At 68.8% G+C, this 22,889-nt stretch carries 23 protein-coding genes; 16 read left to right on the top strand and 7 right to left on the bottom strand.

Annotated features, from left to right (window positions below; all coding sequences use genetic code 11):
* The first annotated feature begins 1 nt into the window (after position 1).
* On the top strand, positions 2–340 hold the full coding sequence (locus HD600_RS06070) for a tryptophan synthase subunit alpha (protein WP_144793823.1): 339 nt from the start codon (positions 2–4) through the stop codon (positions 338–340).
* A gap of 97 nt (positions 341–437) precedes the next feature.
* Here the strand turns inward: HD600_RS06070 and trxA are convergent, their stop codons facing one another.
* The 3 genes from trxA to HD600_RS06055 all read right to left on the bottom strand — a co-directional run bounded on the left by trxA (position 438) and on the right by HD600_RS06055 (position 3,966).
* Positions 438–761 (bottom strand): thioredoxin, encoded by a 324-nt coding sequence (gene trxA / locus HD600_RS06065; RefSeq protein WP_144793820.1) that lies wholly within the window; start codon positions 759–761, stop codon positions 438–440.
* A 59-nt stretch (positions 762–820) separates the two neighbouring features.
* Positions 821–1,792 carry a thioredoxin-disulfide reductase gene (trxB, locus tag HD600_RS06060; protein WP_184282252.1) on the bottom strand — a complete coding sequence of 324 codons (972 nt, stop codon included), beginning with the start codon at positions 1,790–1,792 and terminating at the stop codon, positions 821–823.
* A gap of 89 nt (positions 1,793–1,881) precedes the next feature.
* Positions 1,882–3,966 carry a DUF6049 family protein gene (locus HD600_RS06055; RefSeq protein WP_184282250.1) on the bottom strand — a complete coding sequence of 695 codons (2,085 nt, stop codon included), beginning with the start codon at positions 3,964–3,966 and terminating at the stop codon, positions 1,882–1,884.
* Positions 3,967–4,060: 94 nt separating this feature from the next.
* On the opposite strand from HD600_RS06055, the gene HD600_RS06050 reads away from it, so the two are divergent.
* The 3 genes from HD600_RS06050 (at position 4,061) to HD600_RS06040 (ending at position 7,021) form a co-directional block, all read left to right on the top strand.
* Positions 4,061–5,587: a DUF7059 domain-containing protein gene (locus HD600_RS06050; protein ID WP_338402161.1), complete on the top strand. Its 1,527-nt coding sequence runs from the start codon at positions 4,061–4,063 to the stop codon at positions 5,585–5,587.
* 29 nt (positions 5,588–5,616) lie between these two features.
* The gene (locus HD600_RS06045; protein ID WP_184282246.1) at positions 5,617–6,669 is read left to right on the top strand and encodes an LLM class flavin-dependent oxidoreductase; all 1,053 of its coding nucleotides are present in this window, start codon (positions 5,617–5,619) and stop codon (positions 6,667–6,669) included.
* Positions 6,670–6,736: 67 nt separating this feature from the next.
* A complete protein-coding gene (locus tag HD600_RS06040; RefSeq protein WP_184282244.1) occupies positions 6,737–7,021 on the top strand; it encodes a hypothetical protein in 285 nt (94 codons plus the stop codon).
* A gap of 70 nt (positions 7,022–7,091) precedes the next feature.
* Here HD600_RS06040 and HD600_RS06035 read toward each other — a convergent pair whose 3' ends face one another.
* Entirely contained in the window at positions 7,092–9,656 is a 2,565-nt protein-coding gene (locus HD600_RS06035) for a purple acid phosphatase family protein (RefSeq protein ID WP_184282242.1), read from the bottom strand.
* 194 nt (positions 9,657–9,850) lie between these two features.
* Between HD600_RS06035 and HD600_RS06030 the strand changes: the two genes are divergently transcribed.
* A complete protein-coding gene (locus HD600_RS06030) occupies positions 9,851–11,278 on the top strand; it encodes a CCA tRNA nucleotidyltransferase (protein WP_184282240.1) in 1,428 nt (475 codons plus the stop codon).
* Between the two features lie 18 nt (positions 11,279–11,296).
* On the opposite strand, the gene HD600_RS06025 is transcribed toward HD600_RS06030, so the two are convergent.
* A complete protein-coding gene (locus tag HD600_RS06025) occupies positions 11,297–11,935 on the bottom strand; it encodes a TetR/AcrR family transcriptional regulator (protein WP_184282238.1) in 639 nt (212 codons plus the stop codon).
* A gap of 64 nt (positions 11,936–11,999) precedes the next feature.
* Here HD600_RS06025 and HD600_RS06020 point away from each other — a divergent pair, with 64 nt between their 5' ends.
* Complete coding sequence (locus HD600_RS06020) at positions 12,000–13,298, top strand: glycosyltransferase (RefSeq protein ID WP_184282236.1); 1,299 nt, start codon at positions 12,000–12,002, stop codon at positions 13,296–13,298.
* 19 nt (positions 13,299–13,317) lie between these two features.
* Here HD600_RS06020 and HD600_RS06015 read toward each other — a convergent pair whose 3' ends face one another.
* Positions 13,318–14,433 (bottom strand): hypothetical protein, encoded by a 1,116-nt coding sequence (locus tag HD600_RS06015; protein ID WP_338402160.1) that lies wholly within the window; start codon positions 14,431–14,433, stop codon positions 13,318–13,320.
* 26 nt (positions 14,434–14,459) lie between these two features.
* Here HD600_RS06015 and HD600_RS06010 point away from each other — a divergent pair, with 26 nt between their 5' ends.
* Positions 14,460–14,813, top strand: coding sequence for an avidin-fold protein (locus HD600_RS06010; RefSeq protein ID WP_338402159.1), 354 nt, complete (start codon positions 14,460–14,462; stop codon positions 14,811–14,813).
* 24 nt (positions 14,814–14,837) lie between these two features.
* On the opposite strand, the gene HD600_RS06005 is transcribed toward HD600_RS06010, so the two are convergent.
* The gene (locus HD600_RS06005) at positions 14,838–15,437 is read right to left on the bottom strand and encodes an Lrp/AsnC family transcriptional regulator (RefSeq protein ID WP_144793790.1); all 600 of its coding nucleotides are present in this window, start codon (positions 15,435–15,437) and stop codon (positions 14,838–14,840) included.
* A gap of 135 nt (positions 15,438–15,572) precedes the next feature.
* Between HD600_RS06005 and HD600_RS06000 the strand changes: the two genes are divergently transcribed.
* The 9 genes from HD600_RS06000 to rplI all read left to right on the top strand — a co-directional run bounded on the left by HD600_RS06000 (position 15,573) and on the right by rplI (position 22,623).
* On the top strand, positions 15,573–17,156 hold the full coding sequence (locus HD600_RS06000; protein WP_144793787.1) for an ABC transporter substrate-binding protein: 1,584 nt from the start codon (positions 15,573–15,575) through the stop codon (positions 17,154–17,156).
* A gap of 8 nt (positions 17,157–17,164) precedes the next feature.
* On the top strand, positions 17,165–18,223 hold the full coding sequence (locus tag HD600_RS05995; protein WP_144793784.1) for an ABC transporter permease: 1,059 nt from the start codon (positions 17,165–17,167) through the stop codon (positions 18,221–18,223).
* Positions 18,220–19,140: an ABC transporter permease gene (locus HD600_RS05990; RefSeq protein ID WP_184282235.1), complete on the top strand. Its 921-nt coding sequence runs from the start codon at positions 18,220–18,222 to the stop codon at positions 19,138–19,140. The genes HD600_RS05995 and HD600_RS05990 overlap by 4 nt, the downstream gene beginning before the upstream one ends.
* On the top strand, positions 19,137–19,964 hold the full coding sequence (locus tag HD600_RS05985; protein ID WP_144793779.1) for an ABC transporter ATP-binding protein: 828 nt from the start codon (positions 19,137–19,139) through the stop codon (positions 19,962–19,964). The genes HD600_RS05990 and HD600_RS05985 overlap by 4 nt, the downstream gene beginning before the upstream one ends.
* Positions 19,957–20,790, top strand: coding sequence for an ABC transporter ATP-binding protein (locus HD600_RS05980; RefSeq protein ID WP_184282233.1), 834 nt, complete (start codon positions 19,957–19,959; stop codon positions 20,788–20,790). Before HD600_RS05985 ends, HD600_RS05980 begins: the two co-directional genes overlap by 8 nt.
* Before the next feature lie 165 nt (positions 20,791–20,955).
* Complete coding sequence (rpsF, locus tag HD600_RS05975; protein ID WP_144793773.1) at positions 20,956–21,324, top strand: 30S ribosomal protein S6; 369 nt, start codon at positions 20,956–20,958, stop codon at positions 21,322–21,324.
* 5 nt (positions 21,325–21,329) lie between these two features.
* On the top strand, positions 21,330–21,836 hold the full coding sequence (locus tag HD600_RS05970) for a single-stranded DNA-binding protein (RefSeq protein ID WP_144793770.1): 507 nt from the start codon (positions 21,330–21,332) through the stop codon (positions 21,834–21,836).
* Between the two features lie 67 nt (positions 21,837–21,903).
* On the top strand, positions 21,904–22,158 hold the full coding sequence (gene rpsR / locus HD600_RS05965) for a 30S ribosomal protein S18 (protein ID WP_071641238.1): 255 nt from the start codon (positions 21,904–21,906) through the stop codon (positions 22,156–22,158).
* A gap of 12 nt (positions 22,159–22,170) precedes the next feature.
* On the top strand, positions 22,171–22,623 hold the full coding sequence (gene rplI / locus HD600_RS05960; RefSeq protein WP_144793767.1) for a 50S ribosomal protein L9: 453 nt from the start codon (positions 22,171–22,173) through the stop codon (positions 22,621–22,623).
* The last annotated feature ends 266 nt before the right edge of the window (positions 22,624–22,889 follow it).

Here is a 22,889-nt window from a genome sequence, read left to right as displayed (position 1 = left end):
CATGTCAGAAGCCGTCCCGCGTCGCGCGAGTCTCGAGCTGCTGCGCGCAGAGGCGGCAGATGAATTGGCCGTCCTCATCCAGGAGCGTCTGCTCAGTGGAGAGGATCCGTGGGAGTTCATGGAGGACCTGCCGAGCGTCGATGAGCTCGTGGTGTTCCTTCTGCGAGCGGACAACATCGCCGCGAACGACGGCGTGCGCCCCAACAAGGCACGCAACTACCGAGTGATGCGTCAGATCGCCCTCGAGTATCCGGAGCTCACTCCGGCGGTCTGGGGGCTGCTCGGCGAGGGGCCGCGACACCGTCGCTGGGACGCCACGATCGCCGCCGACGCATCCTGACCCGCGCGGAGGAGTCGTGACCGGCTCCGCAAGGCCGACATAGACGAAGAAGCCCGCCCTTCCGCAAGGAAGGACGGGCTCTCGGTGTCTGAGGGGATCAGCCGATGAAAGCGGCCAGATCCTTCTCGAGCGCGGGCTTCGGCTTCGCGCCGATGATCGTCGTCTTGACCTCGCCGCCCTGGAAGACCTTCATCGCCGGGATCGACGTGATCTGGTACTTCATGGCCAGCTCGGGGTTCTCGTCGACATTGAGCTTGACGATCGTGATCTTGTCCGGGTTCTCCGCCTGGATCTGGTCGAGCACGGGGGCGACCATACGACACGGTCCGCACCACTCGGCCCAGAAGTCGACGAGCACGGGACCGTCGGCCTGGAGCACGTCCTGCTCGAACGTGGCCTGGCTCGTTACCTTGGCAGTCATCTGTTCTCCTTGATTGAGGTTCACTCTCTGCAACAGCAGAGGCGTCGGAAGTGTTCCCGTCAGGCGATGATCTCGGCGGCCTCGGCAGCCGGGACCTCGACCGAGGCGTCATCGAGATCCGCGAGGAAGTGCTCGGCGTCGAGGGCTGCCACCGTCCCCGAGCCGGCGGCGGTGATCGCCTGGCGGTAGGTCGGGTCGATGACGTCGCCGGCGGCGAACACGCCGGGCACCGAGGTCTTCGACGAACGGCCGTCGACCCAGATGGTGCCCTCAGGGGTGAGGGTGAGCTTGTCGTGCACGAGGTGGGTGCGGGGGTCGTTGCCGATGGCGATGAACAGACCGTCCAACGCGAGCTCGCTCGTGGAGCCGTCGACCGTCGACCGCAGCGTGACGCCGTTCACGGCATCCCCACCGTTGATCTCGGTGACCTCGCTGTTCCAGATGAACTCGATCTTCTCGTTCGCGTAGGCGCGCTCCTGCATGATCTTCGATGCCCGCAGGGTGTCCTTGCGGTGGATCACGTAGACCTTGTCGGCGAAGCGCGTGAGGAAGGTGGCCTCCTCCATCGCGGAGTCGCCGCCGCCGACGACGGCGATCGTCTTCTCGCGGAAGAAGAACCCGTCGCACGTGGCGCACCAGGAGACACCGTACCCGGAGAGGCGCTCTTCGCCCTCGATCCCGAGCTTCCGGTACGCCGAACCCGTCGCGTAGATGAGCGCCTGCGCCGCGTGGACGGCCCCGCTGCCGAGCGTGACCTTCTTGACGGTGCCGTCGAGATCGAGCGAGGTGACGTCGTCGTAGACGACCTCGGTGCCGAAGCGCTCGGCCTGGGCCTGGAACTTCGCCATGAGCTCGGGTCCCTGGATGCCCTCGGGGAACCCGGGGAAGTTCTCCACCTCGGTGGTGTTCATCAGCTCTCCGCCGACCTCGACGGAGCTCGCGATGAGAAGCGGCTCCAGGTTCGCGCGGGCCGCGTAGATGGCGGCGGTGAATCCGGCAGGGCCGGAGCCGATGATGATGACCTTGCGCATGTGCTCTCTCTTCTTCGCGTGCAGATCCGCGTGCGGACGCGTCCCTGGGTGAAACCCATCGTAACCGCGCGGCATTCCCGCGCGGAGGTTCATGTGCCGGTGCTGTGACCCTCGTCCGCTGAGGCGGTCGCCGCCTCGTCCGTCGCGCGTTCCTTGCGGCGTCGGATGACGGTCCTGACGACACCGAGCACCAGCAGGAGACCGATGATCCCGCCGAGGATGCCGAGGCCGATGCCCTCCCATTCCGCGCGGACGGTGACGGTCGCCGTCTGGTCGGTGCCGATGTGCACGCCGGTGGGCGAGGTCAGCGCGAAGCGCACGTCGAGGACGCCGCTGCCGACGCGGGCCTCGACCGGAACCTTCACGCGGGTGTTGCTCGCCGGCTGCGCCTCGACCTCGGTGTGCGGCCGGACGTCCAGACGGGCGTCGGACGGCCGGGAGGTGAGCGTGACGTTCACCGGCCACGGGAGGTCGTTGCGCACCCACACCGGAAGGGGGGCGGCCGAGGTGAACAGCTGGATGGGGCTGGGCTGCTGCACGCTCACGGCGTTCAGGGTCGCCGCGGTGTCGGTGCCGTGTGCGGCTGCTCCCGCCGCGAGCTCCTCGGCGGTGCCGACGCCCATGAGACGCATGATCTCGATGCGCTCGGGTGACAGCAGGGCGAGAGGGTCGTCGAGGATCGACGAGAACTCGGTGAGCTGCTCCTCACCCTTCAGGAGGGTGCGCAGCATGTCGGCGCGCGCTTCGGAGGTCTCACCGAGCAGCGTGCCGGAGACCGCGTCGGCCTCCTCGAGCACGGACAGGGGTGTGAGGTCCCCGATCGTGGACAGGGAGGTGATCGTCTCTCTCAGCGCCTGTGCCGATCGGGTCTCGTCACGCTCCAGCCCGATCACGAGAGACGGCATCGCATCGGCGAACGCGAGTTGGGCGATCCCCGTGGTGATCACCTGCTCCCTCAGCGCGCTGTCGTCGGACGCGGCGGCGGCGGACAGCGTCGCCGACGCGTCAGCGGCCACGGCCAGCACCCGGTGTCCGTCGACGTCGACGACGGACGAACCCAGAGCGGAGAACGAGGTGGAGGGCAGGATGGTCGTCGCGTCCGTGGCCAGATAGTCGTCGAACACCGACAGATCGGCGGTCTGCACATCACCGAGCGGCCACAGGATGCCGGTCTCGCTGTTGCGGATCTCGGTGAGCTCCTCGAGCGAGGGGATCTCCGGCTCCACCGCGGTCGGCGCGGGGGAGGGTGTCGGCGTCGCCGTCGGGTCGGCGAAGTTCGCCGGGATGAGGAACGGCGTGAGCGGAAGCGGTTCGAGCAGGCGGGGGAGGCCGGCGCGTGCCTGCACCGTGGCGTCCGCGTCACCGGCCTGCAGCGCGAAACGCTCGTTGGAGAGGGACTCGAGCCGGTTCAACCAGCTGAGGGCCGCCTCCGGTGCGGTGGTGCCGAGGGCGCGGATCGCGGCGGGGATGAGAGGGTCGACGGCGAGCACGGCCGACGACCCGGCGACGCCGTCGAGCTGCTCGGTGAGCGCGCCGTCGGGCGCGGTGAGGACGGCGAGTTCATCGGCCGTGAGCAGCCCGCCATCGGCGGGGGTCGCGGTGATCGGGACGAGCACGGTGACCGGACGATCGCTGTCCGCTTTCACGATCAGCACGCTGGAGGCGTCGAGGACGGCCGATCCCGCCTCCGTCGACAACCGGCTCCTGATCGGGTAGACGCCGGGATCGACGTCGTCCAGCGCCGTGGCCGGCGCACTGACGGATGTCGTGGCGGACCCCGATCCGGCGACCTCGTCGGACTCCTCCGAACCGATGGCGGTGAACGTCCCCGCCGCGTCGCCGGTGTCCAGCCAGGTGGTGAGCGCGTCGACGTCGGCGAGCGGGGTCCTGTTGATCTCGACCGTGACCTGTCCGGCGGGCACGGGTTCTCCGCTGTCGTTGTCGATCGTGACCGTGGCGATCATGGAGCTGTCAGGGCTGACGACGCCGTGGCGACCGGCGCTGAGCGTGAGCCGAGCCGCCCCCTCGTCGTCCGGGGCGGCCACATCGGCGACTGCTGGAGGAGCCGCCGACACGTCAGCGCCGGCGAAGAACCCGAGGGCGAGGGCCGACGCGAGAGCACCGCAGGTGATGCGGTGCGCGCGGGCGCGCGTGCCGGTTCGGGGGCTGATCAACGTCTCCGGTCTTCCTCGGGCGATGGGGACACCCGTGAGCTCTGACCAGGCAATTCTAGGCGGGTGCGTTCTGGGAACGCTGAAGGCGCGTAGAGTGACGGCCGTGTCCGACGCCCTTCCGCCTGTGCCCGATCCCGCTCTCGTCTCGGCGCTGGCCGCTGATCTGGATGCCGTGGACTTCCGTTCCGAGCCCCTCCGGCGCCTGTGGGGTGAGGAAGCGGACGACGCCCTCGGACGCGGTCTGAGCGAGCCGCTGCTGCGCGCGATCGCGGGCGATGACGGGCCCCTCGCGACGCTGGGGCGTCTGTTCGTGCTCGGGATGCCGCAGCCGGTCGCCCCTGTCGCCGGCGCCCTGCCTCGGCTCGGTGTCGAGGGTCTCGAGGCTCTGGGACTCGCGCGTGTGGACGCGGACCTCGTCAGCCCCGAGGTGCTCGTGCGACCGCAGTCGTTCGTGGACGCGGACGGCGTCGGGGAATGGTGGATCGCCAGCGACCTCGACGAGACGGCGCTCGGCAGCGCACTGCCGGCGGATCACGTGCTCGGTGTGGGCGGGGCATCCCGGACGCTCGCCGAACTCGTCGTGCCGATGTCGGTGGGACGGGCACTCGATCTCGGCACCGGGTGCGGCATCCAGGCCCTGCTGGTGTCCCGCCACGCGGGGGAGGTCGTGGCGACCGACGTCTCCGCGAGGGCACTCGCCTTCGCCGCGCTGAACGCGCGGCTGAACGGTGTGGGGAACATCACGTTCCGGCAGGGCAGCATGTTCGAACCCGTCGCCGGTGAGGCCTTCGATCTCATCGTCTCGAACCCCCCGTTCGTCATCACCCCTCGCGTCGACGGCGTCACGGCGTACGAGTACCGCGACGGGGGCCTCGTCGGCGACGCGCTCGTGGAGCAGTTCGTGCGCGACGCACCGGCGCATCTCCGCCCCGGCGGCATCGCACAGTTGCTCGGCAACTGGGAGTCGCGTCGTTCCGGTGGCGCGGTGACCGCCGGCCTCCGCCGCCTCGAGGGCTGGATCGACCCCGCGCTGGACGCGTGGGTCATCGAGCGCGAGGAGCTCACTCCGCTCGAATACGCGGAACTGTGGATCAGGGACGGCGGGACGACCCCTCGCGATCCGGCGTTCGAGCGGATGCTGCGCGCCTGGCTGGACGACTTCGGCGTGCGCGGCGTCACCGCTGTCGGCTTCGGTTACGTGCTGCTTCGTCGTCCGGATGCCGGGAGCGACCCGATGCGGCGGTTCGAGCGGCTGTCGCAGTCGCTGCCCGCCCCTGGCCGGGCCCTCCGCGACGGGTTGGCCGCACACGACGTGCTCCGCGGCGGCATCCCGCAGACCCTCATCACCGCGCCGGATGTCACCGAGGCGCGGCACTACATGCCGGGCAACGACGATCCCAGCGTCATCGAGCTGCGGCAGGGCAGCGGGTTCGGCCGGACGGTGTCCGTGGACCCCGCGCTCGCCGGATTCGTCGGCGCCTGCGACGGAGAGCTCACCGTCGCGCAGATCGCCGGCGCGCTCGCCGACCTGTTCGAGGTCCCGTTGGACGAGCTGTGGGGTGAGCTCGAGCCGCGCATCCGTGAACTCGTGCGCGACGGAATCCTCGTCGCAGCGGAATAGCCACCGGCATCCATTCGTTCGAATACAGCATGAAGGCTTTCGGATTCCTCTCGTTCGGCCACTACGCGCCGGTTCCCGGGTCGGGCACGCGTACCGCCGGTGACATGCTGCACCAGACGATCGACCTCGCCGTCGGCGCGGACGAGATCGGTGTCAACGGCGCCTACGTCCGGGTGCACCACTTCGCGCCGCAGGCCGCATCGCCCATGCCGCTGCTGGCCGCGATGGCCGCCAAGACGCAGCGCATCGAGGTCGGCACCGGGGTCATCGACATGCGCTACGAGAACCCGCTGCAGTTCGCTGAGGAGGCGGCCTCGCTGGATCTCATCGCCCGAGGACGCATCGCGCTCGGTGTCAGCCGCGGTTCACCCGAGACGGCACTGCGCGGCTACGAGGCGTTCGGTTACGTCGGGTCACAGGACCCGCGCGGTGGCGACCTCGCCCGTGACAAGTTCGACTTCTTCCTCGAGGCCATCGACGGCGCGGGCGTCGTGCAGGGCGACCCCGCACAGGTCGGCGAGGGGCGCTACCTGGCGATCGAACCCCGATCCGCGACGCTGCGCGACCACATCTGGTGGGGCTCCGGGTCACGGGCGACGGCCGAGGAGACCGGCCGCAAGGGCCTGAACCTCATGAGCTCGACTCTGCTCACCGAGGCCCCCGGCGTGCCGTTCCACGAGCTGCAGCGTGAGCAGATCGATCAGTACCGCGCCGCGTACAAGGCGGCAGGCCACACCGGGACGCCGCGCGTGTCCGTCAGTCGCAGCATCTTCCCCCTCGTCAACGACATGGATCGGGCGTACTTCGGTCTGCGGAGCGAGGACAGCGGCGACCAGATCGGCGTGATCGACGGCTTCCGCTCCACCTTCGGCAAGACCTATGCGGCCGAGCCGGACGTGCTGATCTCGCAGCTGAAGCAGGACTCGGCGGTCATGGCCGCCGACACCGTCATGCTCACGATCCCGAACCAGTTGGGTGTCGACTACAACCTGCACGTGCTGCAGGCCTTCGCCGAGCACGTCGCGCCGGCGCTGGGGTGGAAGCCGAACACGGAGGGACCCGTCGAGGGCTACCCGCTCTGAGCCGGGTTCGTCCGCGGTCGCCTCGCCCGCGTGGCCGGCTGACCGTCGGTGTGAGTAACCTTCCGGGATGAGCTATTCGCTGAACTCCAGTTCGAACGACCCCCGCGTGGACGAGTTGCAGCGACGGCACAGGCAGCGCCAGAGCCGTTTCATCATGGTGTTCGCCCTCATCGAGGGGCTGGTGATCGTCGCCGCCCTCCTCGCGGTCTACGTGCTCCGCCTCGTGGACCCGGACATGGGGATCTGGATCATCGTCGCCATCGCGGTGATCGGAGGCGGCATCCTCAGCGCGAGCCTCGTCTCGTCCAACACCCGGCATGCCAGGGACCTCCGCGACATCACCGGTCACTGACCGACAGCACGATGCCCCGCCGAATCCGAGGATCCGGCGGGGCATCGGTGTGCACGGCGGCCGTGCGCGCTCAGTCGTGCGTGCGCAGTCGGCGACGCATCGCGAACAGGCCGAGTCCGAGCGCCAGCAGCACGAGGGCGCCGGTGATGAGCGCGGTGCTGTCGGCGCCCGTGATGGCGAGATCGCCCTCGGCGACCGAACCGCCGGAGCCTGCGCCGTCCGCTGCCCCGCCGTCGGCGCCGCCGCCCTGGCCCGGGCCGGCGTTCTCGTCCGCCGCGGTCACGGTGATCTCTGCGGTCACCTCCGAACCGTCCGGCAGAATGACCGCCAGCGTGTGCGCGCCGGTCACGGTGTCCGCAGGGATCGTGACCGCCTGCGCGAACGCGCCGTCCTCATCCACGGTGACCGAGCCGAGCGAGACCGGCGTGGAACGCAGCTCGAGGGCGAGTTCCGCTCCCGCAGGGAACCCCGAGCCGGACACCATGAGCTCGCCGCCCACGGCGATCGTGCGTGCGCTGAGCGCGATCTCACCGGGGCTCTCGGGCTCGGGGTCGGTGGGCGGCGTGATCCCCGCCTCGGTGACCCACTTGCGACCGGCGTCGTCCTTCGTGACGGTGAACTCGTCGTACACCGCTCCGACCGGAAGCTCGGTCGTCGCATCCGCCGTCTTCTCCGCCAGGTAGGAGCGGTAGACGAGCTGATCCTCGGACACGTCGATGACCTGGTACGTCGTCACCCCCGCGCCGCGGATGACCTGCGTGGCGCCGTTGTTCGTCCAGACGTTCTTCTCGTCGCTCTCGAGCTCGTAGTGCTTGGCGCCGGAGTTCGACACGACGTAGACCGGCCCGGTGGTGATGCCGGCGGTCTCGGTGGCGTCCGTGTCCACGTAGCCGCGCGCATAGGTGTGGTCGTGTCCCATGAGCACGAGGTCGATGTCGTTGTCCTGGAACACCGGGACCCACTCTGCGCGGAGGATCGGTTCATCCCGGCCCGCCGAGGTGGAGAAGACCGGCTGGTGGAAGGTGACGACGTTCCACTTCGACGGGCTGTTCTCGAGTACGCCGTCGAGCCACGCCGCCTGGAACTTCGTCCACAGCTCGGCGACCCGCGCTGAGGGGCATTCGTCGCCGGAGCAGCCCGGCAGACCGTTCGGGGTGAGGAACGTGGTGTCGCGGGTCGCGTTGAGCGTGATGAACCGCACGTCCTGGTAGTCCGTGTAGTAGACGGTCTCGGTGGCGAACTCGGCCCAGTGCGCGAAGTACGCGGCGTATTGGCGAGCGACGTCCGACTCTCCCTTCGCGAGGTCGGCGAGCTCGCCGATCGACTCCACCGAGGGGTTGTTGCGCGGGTACTCGAAGTTCGCCTTCCACGTGGAGAGCGTCTTGTCACCGGAGTACTCGTGGTTGCCCGGCGCCGCCATCACATTCGTGCTGACCGCGGAGCCCTGCATGCCGAGGAACCAGTTCATCCACTCGGTGTCGTTCCCGGAGGTGTTGATGAGATCGCCTGCATGCACAGAGCCGATGGATCGCGGGGCGGTGGCCTCGGCCTGGGCCACCACGCTCGGCCACGTCGAGTCGAGTCCGATCTGCGCGTCGCCGTAGTAGACGAACTGGAAGTCGGTCGCGTTCGGATCCTCGGTGCGGAACGTGAACCAGTCGCTCCAACTGCCCTCCAGCCCGACGCGATAGTCGTATTCGGTCGCCGGCGCGAGCGCGTCGACCGTCGCCGAGAAGTGCTGGTTCGGGTTGCTCCCGGCCACGCCGGCCGAATACGCGTCCACCGTGCGCGTCTCGCCACCGGACGACGGGACGATCTGCACCTGTCCCGTCGTGTGCGAGGCGTCACCCGCCAGCCAGGAGAACGACTGCGAGGTCGACGGCGTCTCGGTGGGCGTCAGCACGATCCGGGTCGGGGGCGCGACCACCGGCTGCCCTGGTTCGGATGCCGGGATGAGGGCGAGCGAGGACATGTCGAAGTAGATGTCCGAGCTGTTGTCACGGTCCTGGTGGAGCGCGACCGCGACGGTGTTGCGGCCGTCGCGCAGGACATCCGCATCGGCCGAGAACGTGCTGCTGACCGGATCCCCGTTGCTGTCACCGGCGTACTCGACATTCGTCGTCTCGGAGATGCGACCGTCGACGTAGCTGGCGACCTTGACTCCGTTCACCCAGACGACGATCGCGTCGTCGTATGTGATGGTGCTGCGCAGCGACGCGACCTGATCGGCCACGCCCTCGGCGAGATCGAAGCTCGTGCGGAAGAAGTAGGTCGGAACGGTCGGAGCGCTCACACCGTCCAGGTAATGATTCAGCAGGGTCGTGGGCGTGTGCGGGCCGACCCTGTCGAGACGGCCGTTCTTCGCGCCGAAGCTGCCTGGTGCGCTCGGCCACGCCGAGTCGTCGAACTCCGGCGCGGTCCAGTCGCGGATGCCGGCGGGGGCAGGGGACGGGTCGCTCCCGTCGTCCAAGTAGTGCCAGGTCGACGTGGTCGTGATGAGCGGCTCGACGGGCACCTCCGGTGCGGGCGGAGCGGCCACGGCCGGCGCGGCCATCGAGCCGCCGAGGACGGCCAGCAGCGCAGCGGACGCGAGTCCGGCACGCCGCCGTCTGAGGGCGGGGGACTGGGTTGTCATGAGTGTCCTTCGGATGGTGGGGGTGCGTGCGGCTGCACGGACCACGACCACCAGACCGGAGCCAGGTGGCCGCCGGTGGTCGCTTCGGAGACGCCCCGGTAAACGCGGGGTTGCCGGTTGCGGTCCGGCACACGCCGCCGACGCCGAGGCTCTTCCCACAGAGAGCGGCGACGCCGCCCGGTACGCTGGAACCCATGCTGAACATGGCCGAAGGGCTCGCACGACTGCGCGCGCTCGCTGAGGGATCGGTCGTCTCGGCGGTCGCGGAGGCGTTCGCTGACGCCGGATTCGAACTCGCCGTCGTCGGCGGACCGGTGCGCGACGCGCTGCTGGGCCGCGAGGTGAACGACCTCGACTTCACGACCAACGCGTCGCCCGATGAGATCCTGCGCATCGTCACGCCGATCTCCTCCGCCCAGTGGGACATCGGCCGGGCGTTCGGGACCATCGGCGCACGCGTCCGCGGCGAGCAGGTCGAGATCACGACCTACCGCGCCGACAGCTACGACGGCGTCACCCGCAAGCCCACCGTCGAGTTCGGCGACACGATCGACGGCGACCTCGTCCGCCGCGACTTCCGGGTGAACGCCATGGCGCTGCAGGTGCCGGAGATCAAGCTCGTGGACCCGACCGGCGGCGTCGAGGATCTCGTCGCCGGGATCCTGCGCACTCCGACCGACCCCGGCGTCAGCTTCGGCGACGACCCGCTGCGGATGCTCCGCGCGGCGCGCTTCAGTGCGCAGCTGGGTTTCGAGATCTCGGAGGACACGCGCGACGCCATCACGCGGCTGCGTGAGACCGTCGAGATCGTCAGCCCAGAGCGGATCCAGGGTGAGCTCGTGCGCCTCATGCAGACGGACGACCCCGTGCGCGGCATCCGTGTCCTCGTCGACACCGGGCTCGTCGAGGAGTTCCTGCCGGAGGTGAGCGCCCTCCGCCTGGAGGTGGACGAGCACCACCACCACAAGGACGTCTACGAGCACTCGCTCACCGTGCTGCGGCAGGCGATCGAGCTCGAGCACTCCCGGCACCCCGGCGAGGCTCCCGATGTGCCGCTGCGCATCGCCGCGCTGCTGCATGACATCGGCAAGCCGCGCACCCGCAAGCTCGAACCAGGTGGCGCGGTGACGTTCCATCACCACGACGTGGTCGGGTCGCGCATGGCGCGCAAGCGCCTGCAGGCGCTGCGCTTCGACGGTGAGACGACGGATGCCGTGACCACGCTGATCGAGCTCCATCTGCGCTTCTTCGGCTACGCGGAGGGGACGTGGACCGACGCCGCCGTCCGCCGGTACGTCCGCGACGCCGGCGATCTGCTCGAGCGCCTGCACATCCTCACCCGCGCCGATGTCACCACGCGCAACCGTCGCAAGGCCCAGCGTCTCGCGTCGGCGTACGACGACATCGAGAAGCGCATCGCCGACCTCCGTGAGCAGGAGGAGCTCGATGCCATGCGGCCGGAGCTCGACGGAAACCGGATCCAGGAGATACTCGGCATCTCTCCCGGTCGAGAGGTCGGCGAGGCGTACCGATTCCTTCTCGACCTGCGCCTCGACGAGGGTGTGCTCGGCCCCGATGTCGCCGAGCAGCGCCTGCGCGACTGGTGGGCCGCCCGGGGCTGAGACGGCGCTTCGTCGGCCTCACCCCTTGCCGAGCTCCTCGGCGACGGCGTCCCGCAGCCAGCGTCCGTAGCGCGCGGGGGACCATCCGGACTGCGCGACCAATTGCTGGTACGCCTCGGGTGAGAGCAGGAAGGACAGCACCGCGGCGCGCCCCTCCACGTCGGCGGTCGGCGCGGCGATGCCGCGGTCGACCAGTACGGTCACGAGCTGGGTGAGGTCCGCCGCGCGCCGCTGCAGCATCCCCTGGAGAGCGTCGTCGACGACGGCATCCGACAGCGCCGCACCGAGGAGCACGGTCCACAGTGCGTGCGCGCGCGCATTGGCCGCGGCGACCTGGGTCAACACCGTGTCGAGGAACGTATCGTCCGGCAGGTCGAGAACGCCGGCGATGACCTCGGTCTCCGTGAGGGACGCGGCGCCCTCGGACCCCGAGAACGTCACTTCGAAGGCGGAGATGAGCAGCTCGGCCTTGGACGCCGCCGCCTTCACGGTCTCGGCGGAGACCCCGGCGCTGCGAGCGATCGCGGCGATCGTCGTCGCCTGGTACCCCTTCGTCGCGAACAGCGCGGCGGATGCCTCGATGATCCGTCGACGCGTGCCCTGAGCCTGCTGTGCGCGGAGTTCGGAACGATAGGTGCGGGTCGAGACAGAACTCATTGACTTTCCTTACGGGGTGATGAATACTTCACGAGTACATCCAACTCTACGGAAAGCGGCGTCCATGTCCACTTACGTCATCACCTGCACCCCGGCGCACGGACACGTCCTGCCCCTCCTGCAGATCGCTCGGCACCTCGTCGACCGCGGCGACGAGGTGCGCTTCCTGACCAGTCCTCGGTATGCGGAGCGCGTCGAGGCGTCGGGGGCGCAGTTCGTGCCGCTCCCGGCGGACGCGGACGTCGATCTCGACCATGCGGATGCCGCGTTCCCGGACCGGGCCGGCCTCACCGGCCCCGCCGCCCTCCGCTTCGACATGAGCAATCTCTTCATCCGGCCTGGTGCCGCGCAGCTCGAGGCCGTTCGTGCGGAGCTCGCCGACCGTCATATCGACGCCATCCTGTCGGAGCCGCTGTTCGTCGGATGCGCTCTGCTGCAGCGCGTGCCGACGAACGAGCGGCCGCCGATCGTGGTGCTGGGGATCTTCCCGCTGGGGGCGCGCAGTCGCGACACCGCACCGTTCGGCCTCGGTGTCACGCCGCTGTCCGGACCGGTGGGGCGGCTGCGCAACGCGGTCCTGCGCACGGTCGCCGAACGGGTGATCTTCGGGAGCGTCCAGAAGGAGGCCGACGCGCTCGCGCGGCGCACGACGGGGCGGGCCCTCGGCGGGTTCGTGCTGGACTGGGCGGGTCTCGCCGACGCGTATGTGCAGTTCACTGTTCCGGAGTTCGAGTATCCGCGTTCGGACCTCCCGGCGAGCGTGCGATTCGCCGGGCCCCTCACGCCCGCGGCGAGCGATCCGGCTCTTCCGGAGTGGTGGTCGGATCTGGACGGCTCGCGTCCGGTCGTCCATGTCACACAGGGGACCATCGCGAACGCGGACGTCTCGCAACTGGTCGAACCGACCATCGCTGCGCTCGCCGGGTCCGACGTGCTGCTGGTCGTCTCGACGGGCGGACGTCCCGTGGACTCGTTGCCGGCCGACCTGCCCGCCAACGTGCGAGTCAGTCCATACCTGCCCTACGACCGGCTGCTGCCGCTCACCGACGTGCTCGTCACCAACGGCGGCTACGGAGGAGTGCAGCAGGCACTCGCGCACGGAGTGCCGATCGTGGTCGCAGGACAGACGGAGGACAAGGTCGAAGTGTCGGCGCGGGTCGGGTGGTCGGGGGCCGGGATCAATCTCCGGGCGACGACCGTTCCGCCCGAGCGCGTGCGGCGCGCGGTCGAGGAGGTCCTCCGGGACGGCCGCTACCGCGGGAACGCCGAGCGGATCGGCGCCGCGATGCGTCGAGCGGATGCGAAGACCGCGCTGACGAGTTTGCTCGACGAACTCACGCAGGGGTGGGCGCGGGTCAGCTGAGCTCTGCCGCACACCGAGTTCAGTTCCACCGCTCCCACACGAGCAGTATCAAGATCACCACGGTGATCACGACCGCGACCCATGAGCCGTTGCGCTTCAGCCGCCTTCCCTGCCTGGCGACGCCGGGAGGAGGAGTGAGCATGCCCGCCGGGGCCGCGAAGGGAAGGTCGTGCGAGCCGGGCACGGGGTGACCGAGGCTCCGGGCGGACGACACCCCCGCGAGTCGGTCATCCCGCCACCTGGCCCACTGGTCGAGCTTGGTGATGAGTGCGCCCACGACGCCGAACAGCCACGCCCAGGTGGCGGGGTCCAGGGAGGAGACCGGCCGGCGGGTGTAGAGCAGCAGCCAGTCGTCCACGATCTCCACGTCGAGCTCGGCGGCGTTGTCGATGAAGCGCGCCATGATGTCCGGCGTGAACAGGTACAGGGCGTCCTGCTCGTAGCCATCGGGGCAGTACAGCGTGAAGTGGCGGTCGAAGTCACCCTCCAGCGACAACTGCTGATCCTTGCGGAACGACGTCGGCAGGTTCGACCCGAACACCGAGTTGTTCCCCTTCGCGTCCAGAACGATGTGAGGGAGCGGGACGTCGAGCCGGATCGCGACGTAGCCCCACCGGTACGTGGTCGAGTTCTTCCCGGTCTTCACGGTGTACTGGTAGTTGCCGAATTCGACGAAGCGCGGGCTGCTCCCGCGGACCAGGTCCGTGGACAGACGCGAGTTGCCGATCCGGAAGATCATCCCGGGGAGGGGCGGATTCTCGACCCGGTCGAGATAGTCCATGTGGTTCGCGGCGGCGAACCTGCTCAGTCGATAGCGCCTCTCCTTCGCGCGGCGCACGCCGGTGACGATGAGGAATGCGATGAGTGCCACCAGGGCCAGGATGCCGCCGAGCACGAGCAGTGTCACCGGGGTCGGCGCATGAGAGAGCGCCGTCACCAGAAGCGGGCCGAAGAACGACACGGCGATCACGAGGGCGAACCCGCCGATGATCCACGCGAGCACCGTGCTGGCCGAGGTCTTCCGACCAGCGGTGAGCTCCTGCGCGAACGCGCGGACGGCGCGCGGATCCACCGGATCCGTGAGGGCACTCGCGTCGAAAGAGGGCGGCAGCGTTCCGGGGGTGGGCGTCGTCACTCCTCCACGTTGCCATAATCGGACGTGTGAACTCGCAGACCGCGCTGCCGTCGTTGGACGGACGTACCTTCCGGATGACCTCCTCCACGACCTCGGTCGTCGACCCCGACGCCCCGAGCGTCTTCCACTACTTCGAGCAGGACGGCGCCGTGTGGGGCGACTACTCCGGCGACACCGTGACCTTCGGCCGGTTCATCGGCACGCGCAGCGGTGACACCATCAGCATCCACTTCGTGCACGTCCTCGCCGACGGCGGCGCCGTCGTCACGGGATCCGGGGACAGCGAGATCGAGCAGGACGAGAACGGTCTCCGCCTCGTGGAGCACTACGAGATGCACGGGGCTCCGCAGCTCAGCGTGTGCGTGGAGGTCGTCGACTGATCTTCGCGCTTCCTCCCCGGTGAGTCACCGAGGAGGAAGCGGCTCCCGTGCACCCGGCGCCGGCGTCCAGCGGGTCATGCCGATGGCATCCGCCGGTGCACGATGGGGCACGTCCGTCGGCAGGATGAAGGGTCGGCGGACGACCTCGTCGAGGATCACGACGCTGACCACGGTGCGCACCTCGGGCAGTTGCGCGATCACCCCCGTCGAGAAGTGGTGCACCCCGCCGACGTCGGTCGCGCGGATCATGAGCATCGCGTCGTGCTCGCCCGTCGTGACGGCGCAGTACTCGACCTCTGGCATCTCGATGACGCGCTCGCGGAACGACGGCCAGGACTGCGGGTGCACGGTGACGAACACATGCGCCCCGATGGAGAGACCGGCTCGCGCGGGGTCGACGGATGCGCTGAACCCGGTGATCACGCCACTCGACACCAGGGCCTCCACGCGGGAGTACGCCCCGGCGCGCGAGATGCCGACGCGCTCGGCCAGCGCCGCCATGGAGAGACGCCCGTTCTCACGCAGCGCGGCGAGGATGCGGTAGCCGACATCGTCGAGCGTGGGAGCACTTCGTCCAGCGGATGCCGAATCAGTCGATGCATCCTTGGACGAATTGGTAGCCATGCCGGGATTCTAGGGCGATATGTGTCCGACTGTGCACGCATATTGGACATATCGCTCGCGACCGTGCCAATCTGAACACGGCCGTCCACAGTCGTCCGACCATTCCCTGATTCGCTCCCTTCCCTAGGAGTATCTGTGTCCTCGTCGTTCCGCACACCTCTCATCGCCTTCGGCGCTGTCGCCCTGCTCGCCGTCACCGGGTGCTCCGGAGGCAACTCCGCGAACGGAGGCGGGGGAGACTCCGCCGAATCCCTCGTCATCGACACCGCCTTCTCGATCGAGACCGCCGACCCGGGGCACAGCTACGACCCCACAGGCAACATGCTCGCCAAGGCCCTCTACGAGACCCTCGTGGACTTCGAGGGATCCGATGTCTCGACCCCCGTTCCCGGCCTGGCGTCGTGGGAGCAGAATGACGACGCCACCGAGTTCACCTTCACGCTCGAGGACGGACGGGTCTTCTCCGACGGATCGCCGATCGAGGCGAAGGACGTCGTCTTCTCCCTCCAGCGCATCCAGGGCATGGTCGAGGCCAAGCCGAACTTCCTCCTGACCGGCGTGACCATCGAAGAGGTCGACGACAAGACGATCCTCTTCACCACCGAGGCGCCGATGCTCCAGCTCCCCGCGATCCTCGCGAACCCGGCGCTGGGCATCCTCAACTCCGACGTCGTGATCGAGAACGGCGGGACGACCGACGGGACCGACACCGCGCAGGCGTTCCTCGACAGCGAGTCCGCCGGTTCCGGACCGTTCGTCCTCGACACGCTGGACCTCTCGTCGCAGATCGTGCTGAGCCGCAGCGACGAGTACAACGGCGACGAGGAGAGCGCGTACGGCCGCGTCGTCATCCGCAACGTCACCGAGTCGGCGACCCAGCTGGCGAACCTCAAGGGCGGCGACACCATGGTCGCGCTCGACCTCAACGGTGACCAGGTCGCCACCCTCGGCGACGATGTGAACGTCGACTCCGTCGCGTCGGCGCAGACGATCTTCCTGCTGCTGAACCAGAGCACGGAGGTCGCCGGCGACCTGGCGAACGTCAAGCTGGCCGAGGCGATCCGCTACGCGATCGACTACGACTCGCTGCTGGAACTGGCCGGTGCCGGCTCCGTCGAGGCCACCGGTGTCATCCCGCCGGCATTCGAGGGTGCACTCGATGCCGGTGTCGAGCAGGACCTCGACCGCTCGGCGGCCGCGCTCGCCGAGGCCGGGTACGACGGACAGACCCTGAAGCTGCAGTTCCCCAACGACTACCCGGTCGGCGGTGTGGAGTTCACCCCGCTCGCCGAGCGCGTGCAGGCCCAGCTCGAGGATGCCGGGATCGCCGTGGAGCTGGCCCCCGCGCCGTTCGCGACCGAGCTGGACTCCTACGTCAACGGCACCGAGGGCTTCGGTCTGTGGTTCTGGGGCCCCGACTACGCCGACTCGGCGAACTTCCTCCCCTTCGCACCCGGGCTGAAGGTCGGTCTGCGCGCAGGCTGGGTCGCCGAGGCGAACCCTGAGATCGCCGCGCTCGCCGCCGATGCCGCCCAGGCCACCGACACCGACGAGCGCACGGCCGCGTTCACGGCGTTCGCCGAGGCCATGCAGGCGGACGGGCCCTTCGTTCCGCTCATCGTCCCCGGCCGCAACATCGCCTCCGCCGGCGATGTCACCGGCGCTGTCTACAACTCGGTGTGGGAGATCGACCTCGCCGAGATCGCACCCGCGAGCTGAAACACTCGATGACGACGGAGACCGTCTCGCGCAGGTACCCGACCCGCTCACCGCTGGTCGGGTACCTGCTGCGTCGACTGGGCACATCGGTGCTCCTTCTGATCGGCGTCACGATCGTGACGTTCCTGCTCACCAACCTCGTCCCCGGCGACCCCGTGTCCGCCGCACTCGGCGAAGGAGCGGCGCAGAACCCGGCGACACGAGAGGCGTTCATCAGAGCGCACGGGCTGGATCAGCCCCTGGTCGTGCAGTACTTCATCTACATGGGCAATCTCCTGCGCGGAGACCTCGGCGTCTCGCTCGTCACGGGACGCCCCGTCACGCTCGACCTGGCCACCGCGGTGCCGGCGACGATCGAGATCGCGGTGTGCGCGATCGTCGTCAGCCTCGCCGTCAGCGTCGTCCTCGGCACCCTCGCCGCCTACCGCCGGGGGCTGGTCACCGACCAGGTCGTCCGCGTCGTCACCCTCGTCGGGCTGAGCGTCCCCACCTTCTGGCTCGCGCTGGTCAGCTATTACTTCTTCTTCCTGCAGTTGGGCGTCGCACCAGGGTCGGGTCGCATCTCGCCGTCGATCACACCGCCGCCGCGCATCACGGGCTTCTACACGGTGGACTATCTGCTCAACGGAGACGGCGTCGGCTTCTTCGACGCCGCCTCGCACCTCGCGCTGCCCGTGATGGTCCTGTCGCTCGTCACGATCGGGTTGCTCACCCGGTTCGTGCGCACCTCGGTCCTCGAGGTCCTCGACAGCGATTACGTCCGCGCCGCTCGCGCGAAGGGTCTTCCCGGTACGCGCATCGTGCTCGACTACGTGCTCCGCGGTGCGGCCCTCCCGATCCTCACGGTCGTCGGCGTCGCGTTCGGGGCGCTGCTCAGCGGCACCGTGCTCGTCGAGTCCGTGTTCGCCTGGCCGGGTCTCGGGACGTACGCCTACAACGCGGCGGCGAACCTCGACCTGACCGGCATCATGGGCGTCGGCCTCGTGGTCGGTGTGATCTACCTCGTCATCAATCTCGTCGTCGATCTGCTGTACGGCGTCCTGGATCCGAGAGTGAGGATCGCATGAGCGCCCTCGACGACGACACGCGCGTCGCGGCCCGCTGGAAGGTCCGCTTCCGCCGGCCCCGCGCCCTGCGCACACCGCTCGGCATCATCGGTGCGGTCATCGCGCTGGCATGGGTGGTCATCGCGTTCACCGCGCAGTGGTGGGTGCCGTACGCCCCCAACGCCCAGGTGCTGCCGAGACTGCAGGCGCCGGGCATCGAGACCCTGATGGGAACCGACGGCAACGGCCGCGACATCTTCTCGCGCCTGATGACGGGCGCGACCGTGACGATCCCCCTCGCGCTCACCCTCGTCGTGGCCGCCCTCGTCATCGGCACGATCATCGGGGCCACGGCGGGATACTTCGGCCGGTGGGTCGACGAGACGCTGATGCGCGTGACCGACCTGTTCATGGCGTTCCCGACCGTGATCCTCGCGATGGTGGTCACGGCATCCCTCGGCCCGTCCCTGTTCAACGCGGTCATCGCAGCGGTGATCGTGTCGTGGCCGCAGTACGCCCGCGTCACCCGCAGCATCGTCCTCAGCCTCCGCGGGCAGAACTACGTCGTCGCCGGGCGCCTGCTGGGATACTCGCCGCTGCGCAGTCTCTGGGTCGACATCCTGCCGAACATCGCGGGGCCCGTGCTCGTGCTCGCCACGCTCGACATCGGCACGGCGATCCTGCTGCTGTCCGGACTGTCGTTCCTCGGCCTCGGTGCACAGCCGCCGACGGCGGAGTGGGGTTCGATGATCTCCGCCGCCATGTCGAACTTCGACGCCTGGTGGTTGGGGGTCTTCCCCGGCCTCGCGATCCTCACCGTCGTGGTGGCGTTCAACTTCCTCGGCGATGCGATGCGCGATGTGCTCGACCCGACCGCGGAGATCGCGCACGAGAACCAGGCCGACCTCGTCGGATCCGCGAAGGGAGCGGGCGCATGACCTCGACGGCGCTGAGCATCCGTGATCTGCACATCTCCATCGGGCGCCCGCTCGTGCACGGGGTGTCCCTCGATCTGGAACGCGGCAGGATCCACGGTCTCGCCGGCGAATCCGGCTCGGGGAAGACCCTCACGTCCCTCGCCGTCCTCGGACTGTTGCCGCGCACGGCGACGACGTCCGGATCGATCCTCCTCGGCGAGGACGAGCTCCTCGGGATGCCGCGGCGTGCACTGAACCGTGTGCGCGGGGCCCGCATCGCGATGATCTTCCAGGACCCGTCGTCGTCCCTGCATCCGCAGCTGACCGTCGGTCGGCAGCTCACCGACCACATGCGGGTGCACCTCGGGCTCAAGGGCAAGGCGGCCGAGGCGCGGGCCGTCGAACTCCTCGAGATCGTGCAGGTGCCGCGGGCGGAAGAGTCGCTCGGCCGGTATCCGCACCAGTTCTCCGGTGGACAGCGGCAGCGCATCGCGATCGCCTGCGCGCTGGCCTGCGACCCGGAGGTGCTGCTCGCCGATGAACCCACCACGGCTCTCGACGTCACCGTGCAGGCCGGCATCCTCCGGCTGCTGCGCGATCTCGCGCTCGAGCGTCACCTCGCGGTGCTGCTGGTCACGCACGACCTCGGGGTCATGAGCGCGATCGCCGACGACGTCGCGGTGATGAAGGACGGCCGGATCGTGGAACGCGCGGATCGGGAGACGCTGTTCGCCCAACCGCAGCACGAGTACACCCGGTCGCTGCTCGCGGCGCTGCCGGGGTCGCGGATCGGCTCTGACGATGAGACCGCCTCCGGCCGGATCGAAGGGGCAGGCGATGAGTGACGCGATGGTGCTGGACGCGCAGGGCGTCACGGTGCGATACCCCGGCAATCCGCCCGTCACCGCGGTCGACGACGTCTCCGTGCAGGTCGCGTCCGGCGAGACGGTCGCCTTGGTGGGGGAGTCGGGCAGCGGCAAGTCGAGCCTGGCGCGCGCGGTCGCCGGCATCGAGCGGACCGCGGGGGGCCTGATCACCTTCGACGGGATGCCGGTGGCCCCGATGGGTGTCCGCCGCAGACCCGTCGCGCTGACGGGCATCCAGATGGTCTTCCAGGATCCCTCGACCTCACTGAACCCGCGTCGGCGGATCGGGGATCAGATCGGTGACGGCATCCAGACCGCGCTGGCCAGGGGCGACCAGGGCTCGCGCGTCGAGGAGTGGCTCGAGCGGGTCGGCCTCGATCCGTCGTGGACGCGGCGCTACCCGCATCAGTTCTCCGGCGGACAGAAGCAGCGCATCGCGATCGCGCGCGCGCTCGCCGCACGCCCGAAACTGCTCATCGCCGACGAGCCCATATCCGCGCTCGATGCGTCGACGCAGACGAGCGTCGCAGCCCTCATGCGTGACCTGGTCGCCGAGGTCGGCGCGGGAATGCTGTTCATCTCGCACGATCTCGCGGTCGTGCGTCGCATCGCGGATCGCACCCTCGTCATGTACGCCGGGCGGATGCTGGAGTCCCGACCGACGGCCGAACTGTGGGCGGATCCGCGTCATCCCTACACGCGCTCCCTGCTCGCGGCGATCCCGGAACCCGACGGTCGAGGGCGGATCCCCGCAGCGCCGACCGCGGAGGACCGGGCGGCGTGGGCGGCCACACCTGCCGTCTGACGGGACGCCGGGGGCCGTGGTCGCGGGGCGAGGGGATCTCCAGTAGACTGTTGTGGTTGTCTGCCCATCGGCCCGCACTCCGCGATCCGCGGGCGGACACGTGCACACACCCTCCTGCTTCCGGGAAAGTCCCGGAAGCCGTTCTAGTCCGAAGGAGGTGGGTAAGTGACGCACCAGTACGAACTCATGGTCATTCTGAACCCTGAGGTCGACGAGCGCCAGGTCGCTCCCACGCTCGACAAGTTCCTGAAGGTCATCACCAACGATGGCGGTTCTGTGGACAACGTCGACGTCTGGGGTAAGCGCCGGCTCGCATACGAGATCCAGAAGAAGAACGAGGGCATCTACGCCGTCGTCAACTTCACCGCTACCAGCGAGGCCACCCAGGAGCTCGACCGTCAGCTCAAGCTGAACGAGCAGATCATGCGCACCAAGGTCCTGCGGGCCGAAGAGGCGCAGGCGATGATCGCATCCGAGGCCAAGCGCTCCGAAGAGAAGGCTGCCCGCAAGGCTGCCAAGGCTGCGAAGGCCTGATCCTCATGGCCGGCGAAACCGTCATCACCGTGGTGGGCAACCTCACGGCCGACCCCGAGCTGCGTTACACGCAGAACGGGCTGCCGGTGGCGAACTTCACCATCGCATCCACTCCGCGCACCTTCGACCGTCAGGCGAACGAGTGGAAGGACGGCGAAGCGCTGTTCCTCCGCGCGTCCGTGTGGCGCGAGTTCGCCGAGCACGTGGCAGGTTCGCTGACCAAGGGCATGCGCGTCGTGGCCCAGGGTCGTCTCCGCCAGCGCTCGTACCAGGACCGTGAGGGCAACAACCGCACGTCCATCGAGCTCGAGGTCGACGAGATCGGCCCGTCGCTGCGATACGCGACGGCGCAGGTCACCCGTGCCGCGTCCGGTGGCGGCGGCGGTGGCGGACAGTCTCGTCCGGCACAGCAGCAGCAGGTGTCGGAGGAGCCGTGGTCCACGCCCGGTTCCTCGACGAGCGCTGATGCCTGGAGCACTCCGGGTAGCTTCGGCGACGACACCCCGTTCTAAACAACTTCTGGATCCGATCCCGCGCACGTCTGCGGGAACGGCATCCGCTCATCAATAAGGAAGAACCATGGCTGGAAAGTCGAGCGGCGATCGCCGCAAGCCGCGGAAGGGTGGCAAGCCCACCGCTCCCGCGAAGTCGATCCGGGTCGGCGTCATTGACTACAAGGACGTCGCAACGCTTCGCAAGTTCATCTCCGAGCGCGGGAAGATCCGCGCCCGTCGTATCACCGGAGTCTCGGTGCAGGAGCAGCGTCTGATCGCCAAGGCGATCAAGAACGCGCGCGAAATGGCGCTCCTGCCCTACGCCGGCGCTGGCCGCTAAGGGGTACCGACAATGGCAAAGCTGATTCTCACGAACGAGGTCGCCGGGCTCGGAAGCGCCGGTGACGTGGTCGAGGTCAAGAACGGGTACGCCCGTAACTTCCTCATCCCCCAGGGCTTCGCTACGGCGTGGACCCGTGGCGGTGCAAAGCAGGTCGAGTCCATCCAGGCCGCCCGCAAGGCACGCGCCATCCACGACCGCGAAGAGGCCGTGGCACTCAAGGACGCGATCGAGGGCCAGAAGGTCCGCCTGACCGTCAAGGCCGGAAACGGTGGCCGTCTGTTCGGCTCGGTCAAGACCGAGCACGTTGCCGACGCCGTCGCGACCGCCGGTCTCGGATCCATCGACAAGCGCAAGGTGACCATCACCTCGCCGATCAAGTCGACGGGTGACCACGAGGCGACCGTGCGTCTGCACGAGGACGTCGTGGCCGTCATCACCCTTCAGGTCGTCGCCGCCAAGTAAGCAGCGACGCGCCTTCGAAGCGCCCCCTGTCCTCCGGGTCAGGGGGCGCTTCGTCGTGTCCGGACGGGCAGATGAGGCTCCGCTCGCCGAGGCGCCGGCGATACGCGCCCGGGAAAAATCAAGACTTGACTTTCCCCAAGTTGTACACACGCGATACGCGTCTCGTAAACCTTCAATGTAGTGTTTAAACAGATTCTCATCCACAGGTTGGGGATTCTGAAAACACCAGTTCACACTGCATATACTGCTCCTGAATCTCCTTCGAC

Source organism: Microbacterium ginsengiterrae (assembly GCF_014205075.1).
Classification (GTDB): Bacteria; Actinomycetota; Actinomycetes; order Actinomycetales; family Microbacteriaceae; genus Microbacterium; species Microbacterium ginsengiterrae.
This window is presented reverse-complemented; position numbering and strand designations above follow the sequence as displayed.

Coding starts and splice junctions, on each gene's coding strand:
- HD600_RS06070 (WP_144793823.1), top strand. CDS start 2: ATGTCAGAAGCCGTCCCGCGTCGCGCGAGTCTCGAGCTGCTGCGCGCA.
- HD600_RS06005 (WP_144793790.1), bottom strand. CDS start 15,437: ATGGCTACCAATTCGTCCAAGGATGCATCGACTGATTCGGCATCCGCT.
- trxA (WP_144793820.1), bottom strand. CDS start 761: ATGACTGCCAAGGTAACGAGCCAGGCCACGTTCGAGCAGGACGTGCTC.
- HD600_RS06040 (WP_184282244.1), top strand. CDS start 6,737: ATGAGCTATTCGCTGAACTCCAGTTCGAACGACCCCCGCGTGGACGAG.
- HD600_RS06030 (WP_184282240.1), top strand. CDS start 9,851: ATGCTGAACATGGCCGAAGGGCTCGCACGACTGCGCGCGCTCGCTGAG.
- HD600_RS06020 (WP_184282236.1), top strand. CDS start 12,000: ATGTCCACTTACGTCATCACCTGCACCCCGGCGCACGGACACGTCCTG.
- HD600_RS05990 (WP_184282235.1), top strand. CDS start 18,220: ATGAGCGCCCTCGACGACGACACGCGCGTCGCGGCCCGCTGGAAGGTC.
- HD600_RS05980 (WP_184282233.1), top strand. CDS start 19,957: ATGAGTGACGCGATGGTGCTGGACGCGCAGGGCGTCACGGTGCGATAC.
- trxB (WP_184282252.1), bottom strand. CDS start 1,792: ATGCGCAAGGTCATCATCATCGGCTCCGGCCCTGCCGGATTCACCGCC.
- rplI (WP_144793767.1), top strand. CDS start 22,171: ATGGCAAAGCTGATTCTCACGAACGAGGTCGCCGGGCTCGGAAGCGCC.
- HD600_RS06025 (WP_184282238.1), bottom strand. CDS start 11,935: ATGAGTTCTGTCTCGACCCGCACCTATCGTTCCGAACTCCGCGCACAG.
- HD600_RS05985 (WP_144793779.1), top strand. CDS start 19,137: ATGACCTCGACGGCGCTGAGCATCCGTGATCTGCACATCTCCATCGGG.
- HD600_RS05995 (WP_144793784.1), top strand. CDS start 17,165: ATGACGACGGAGACCGTCTCGCGCAGGTACCCGACCCGCTCACCGCTG.
- HD600_RS06035 (WP_184282242.1), bottom strand. CDS start 9,656: ATGACAACCCAGTCCCCCGCCCTCAGACGGCGGCGTGCCGGACTCGCG.
- HD600_RS05970 (WP_144793770.1), top strand. CDS start 21,330: ATGGCCGGCGAAACCGTCATCACCGTGGTGGGCAACCTCACGGCCGAC.
- HD600_RS06045 (WP_184282246.1), top strand. CDS start 5,617: ATGAAGGCTTTCGGATTCCTCTCGTTCGGCCACTACGCGCCGGTTCCC.
- rpsR (WP_071641238.1), top strand. CDS start 21,904: ATGGCTGGAAAGTCGAGCGGCGATCGCCGCAAGCCGCGGAAGGGTGGC.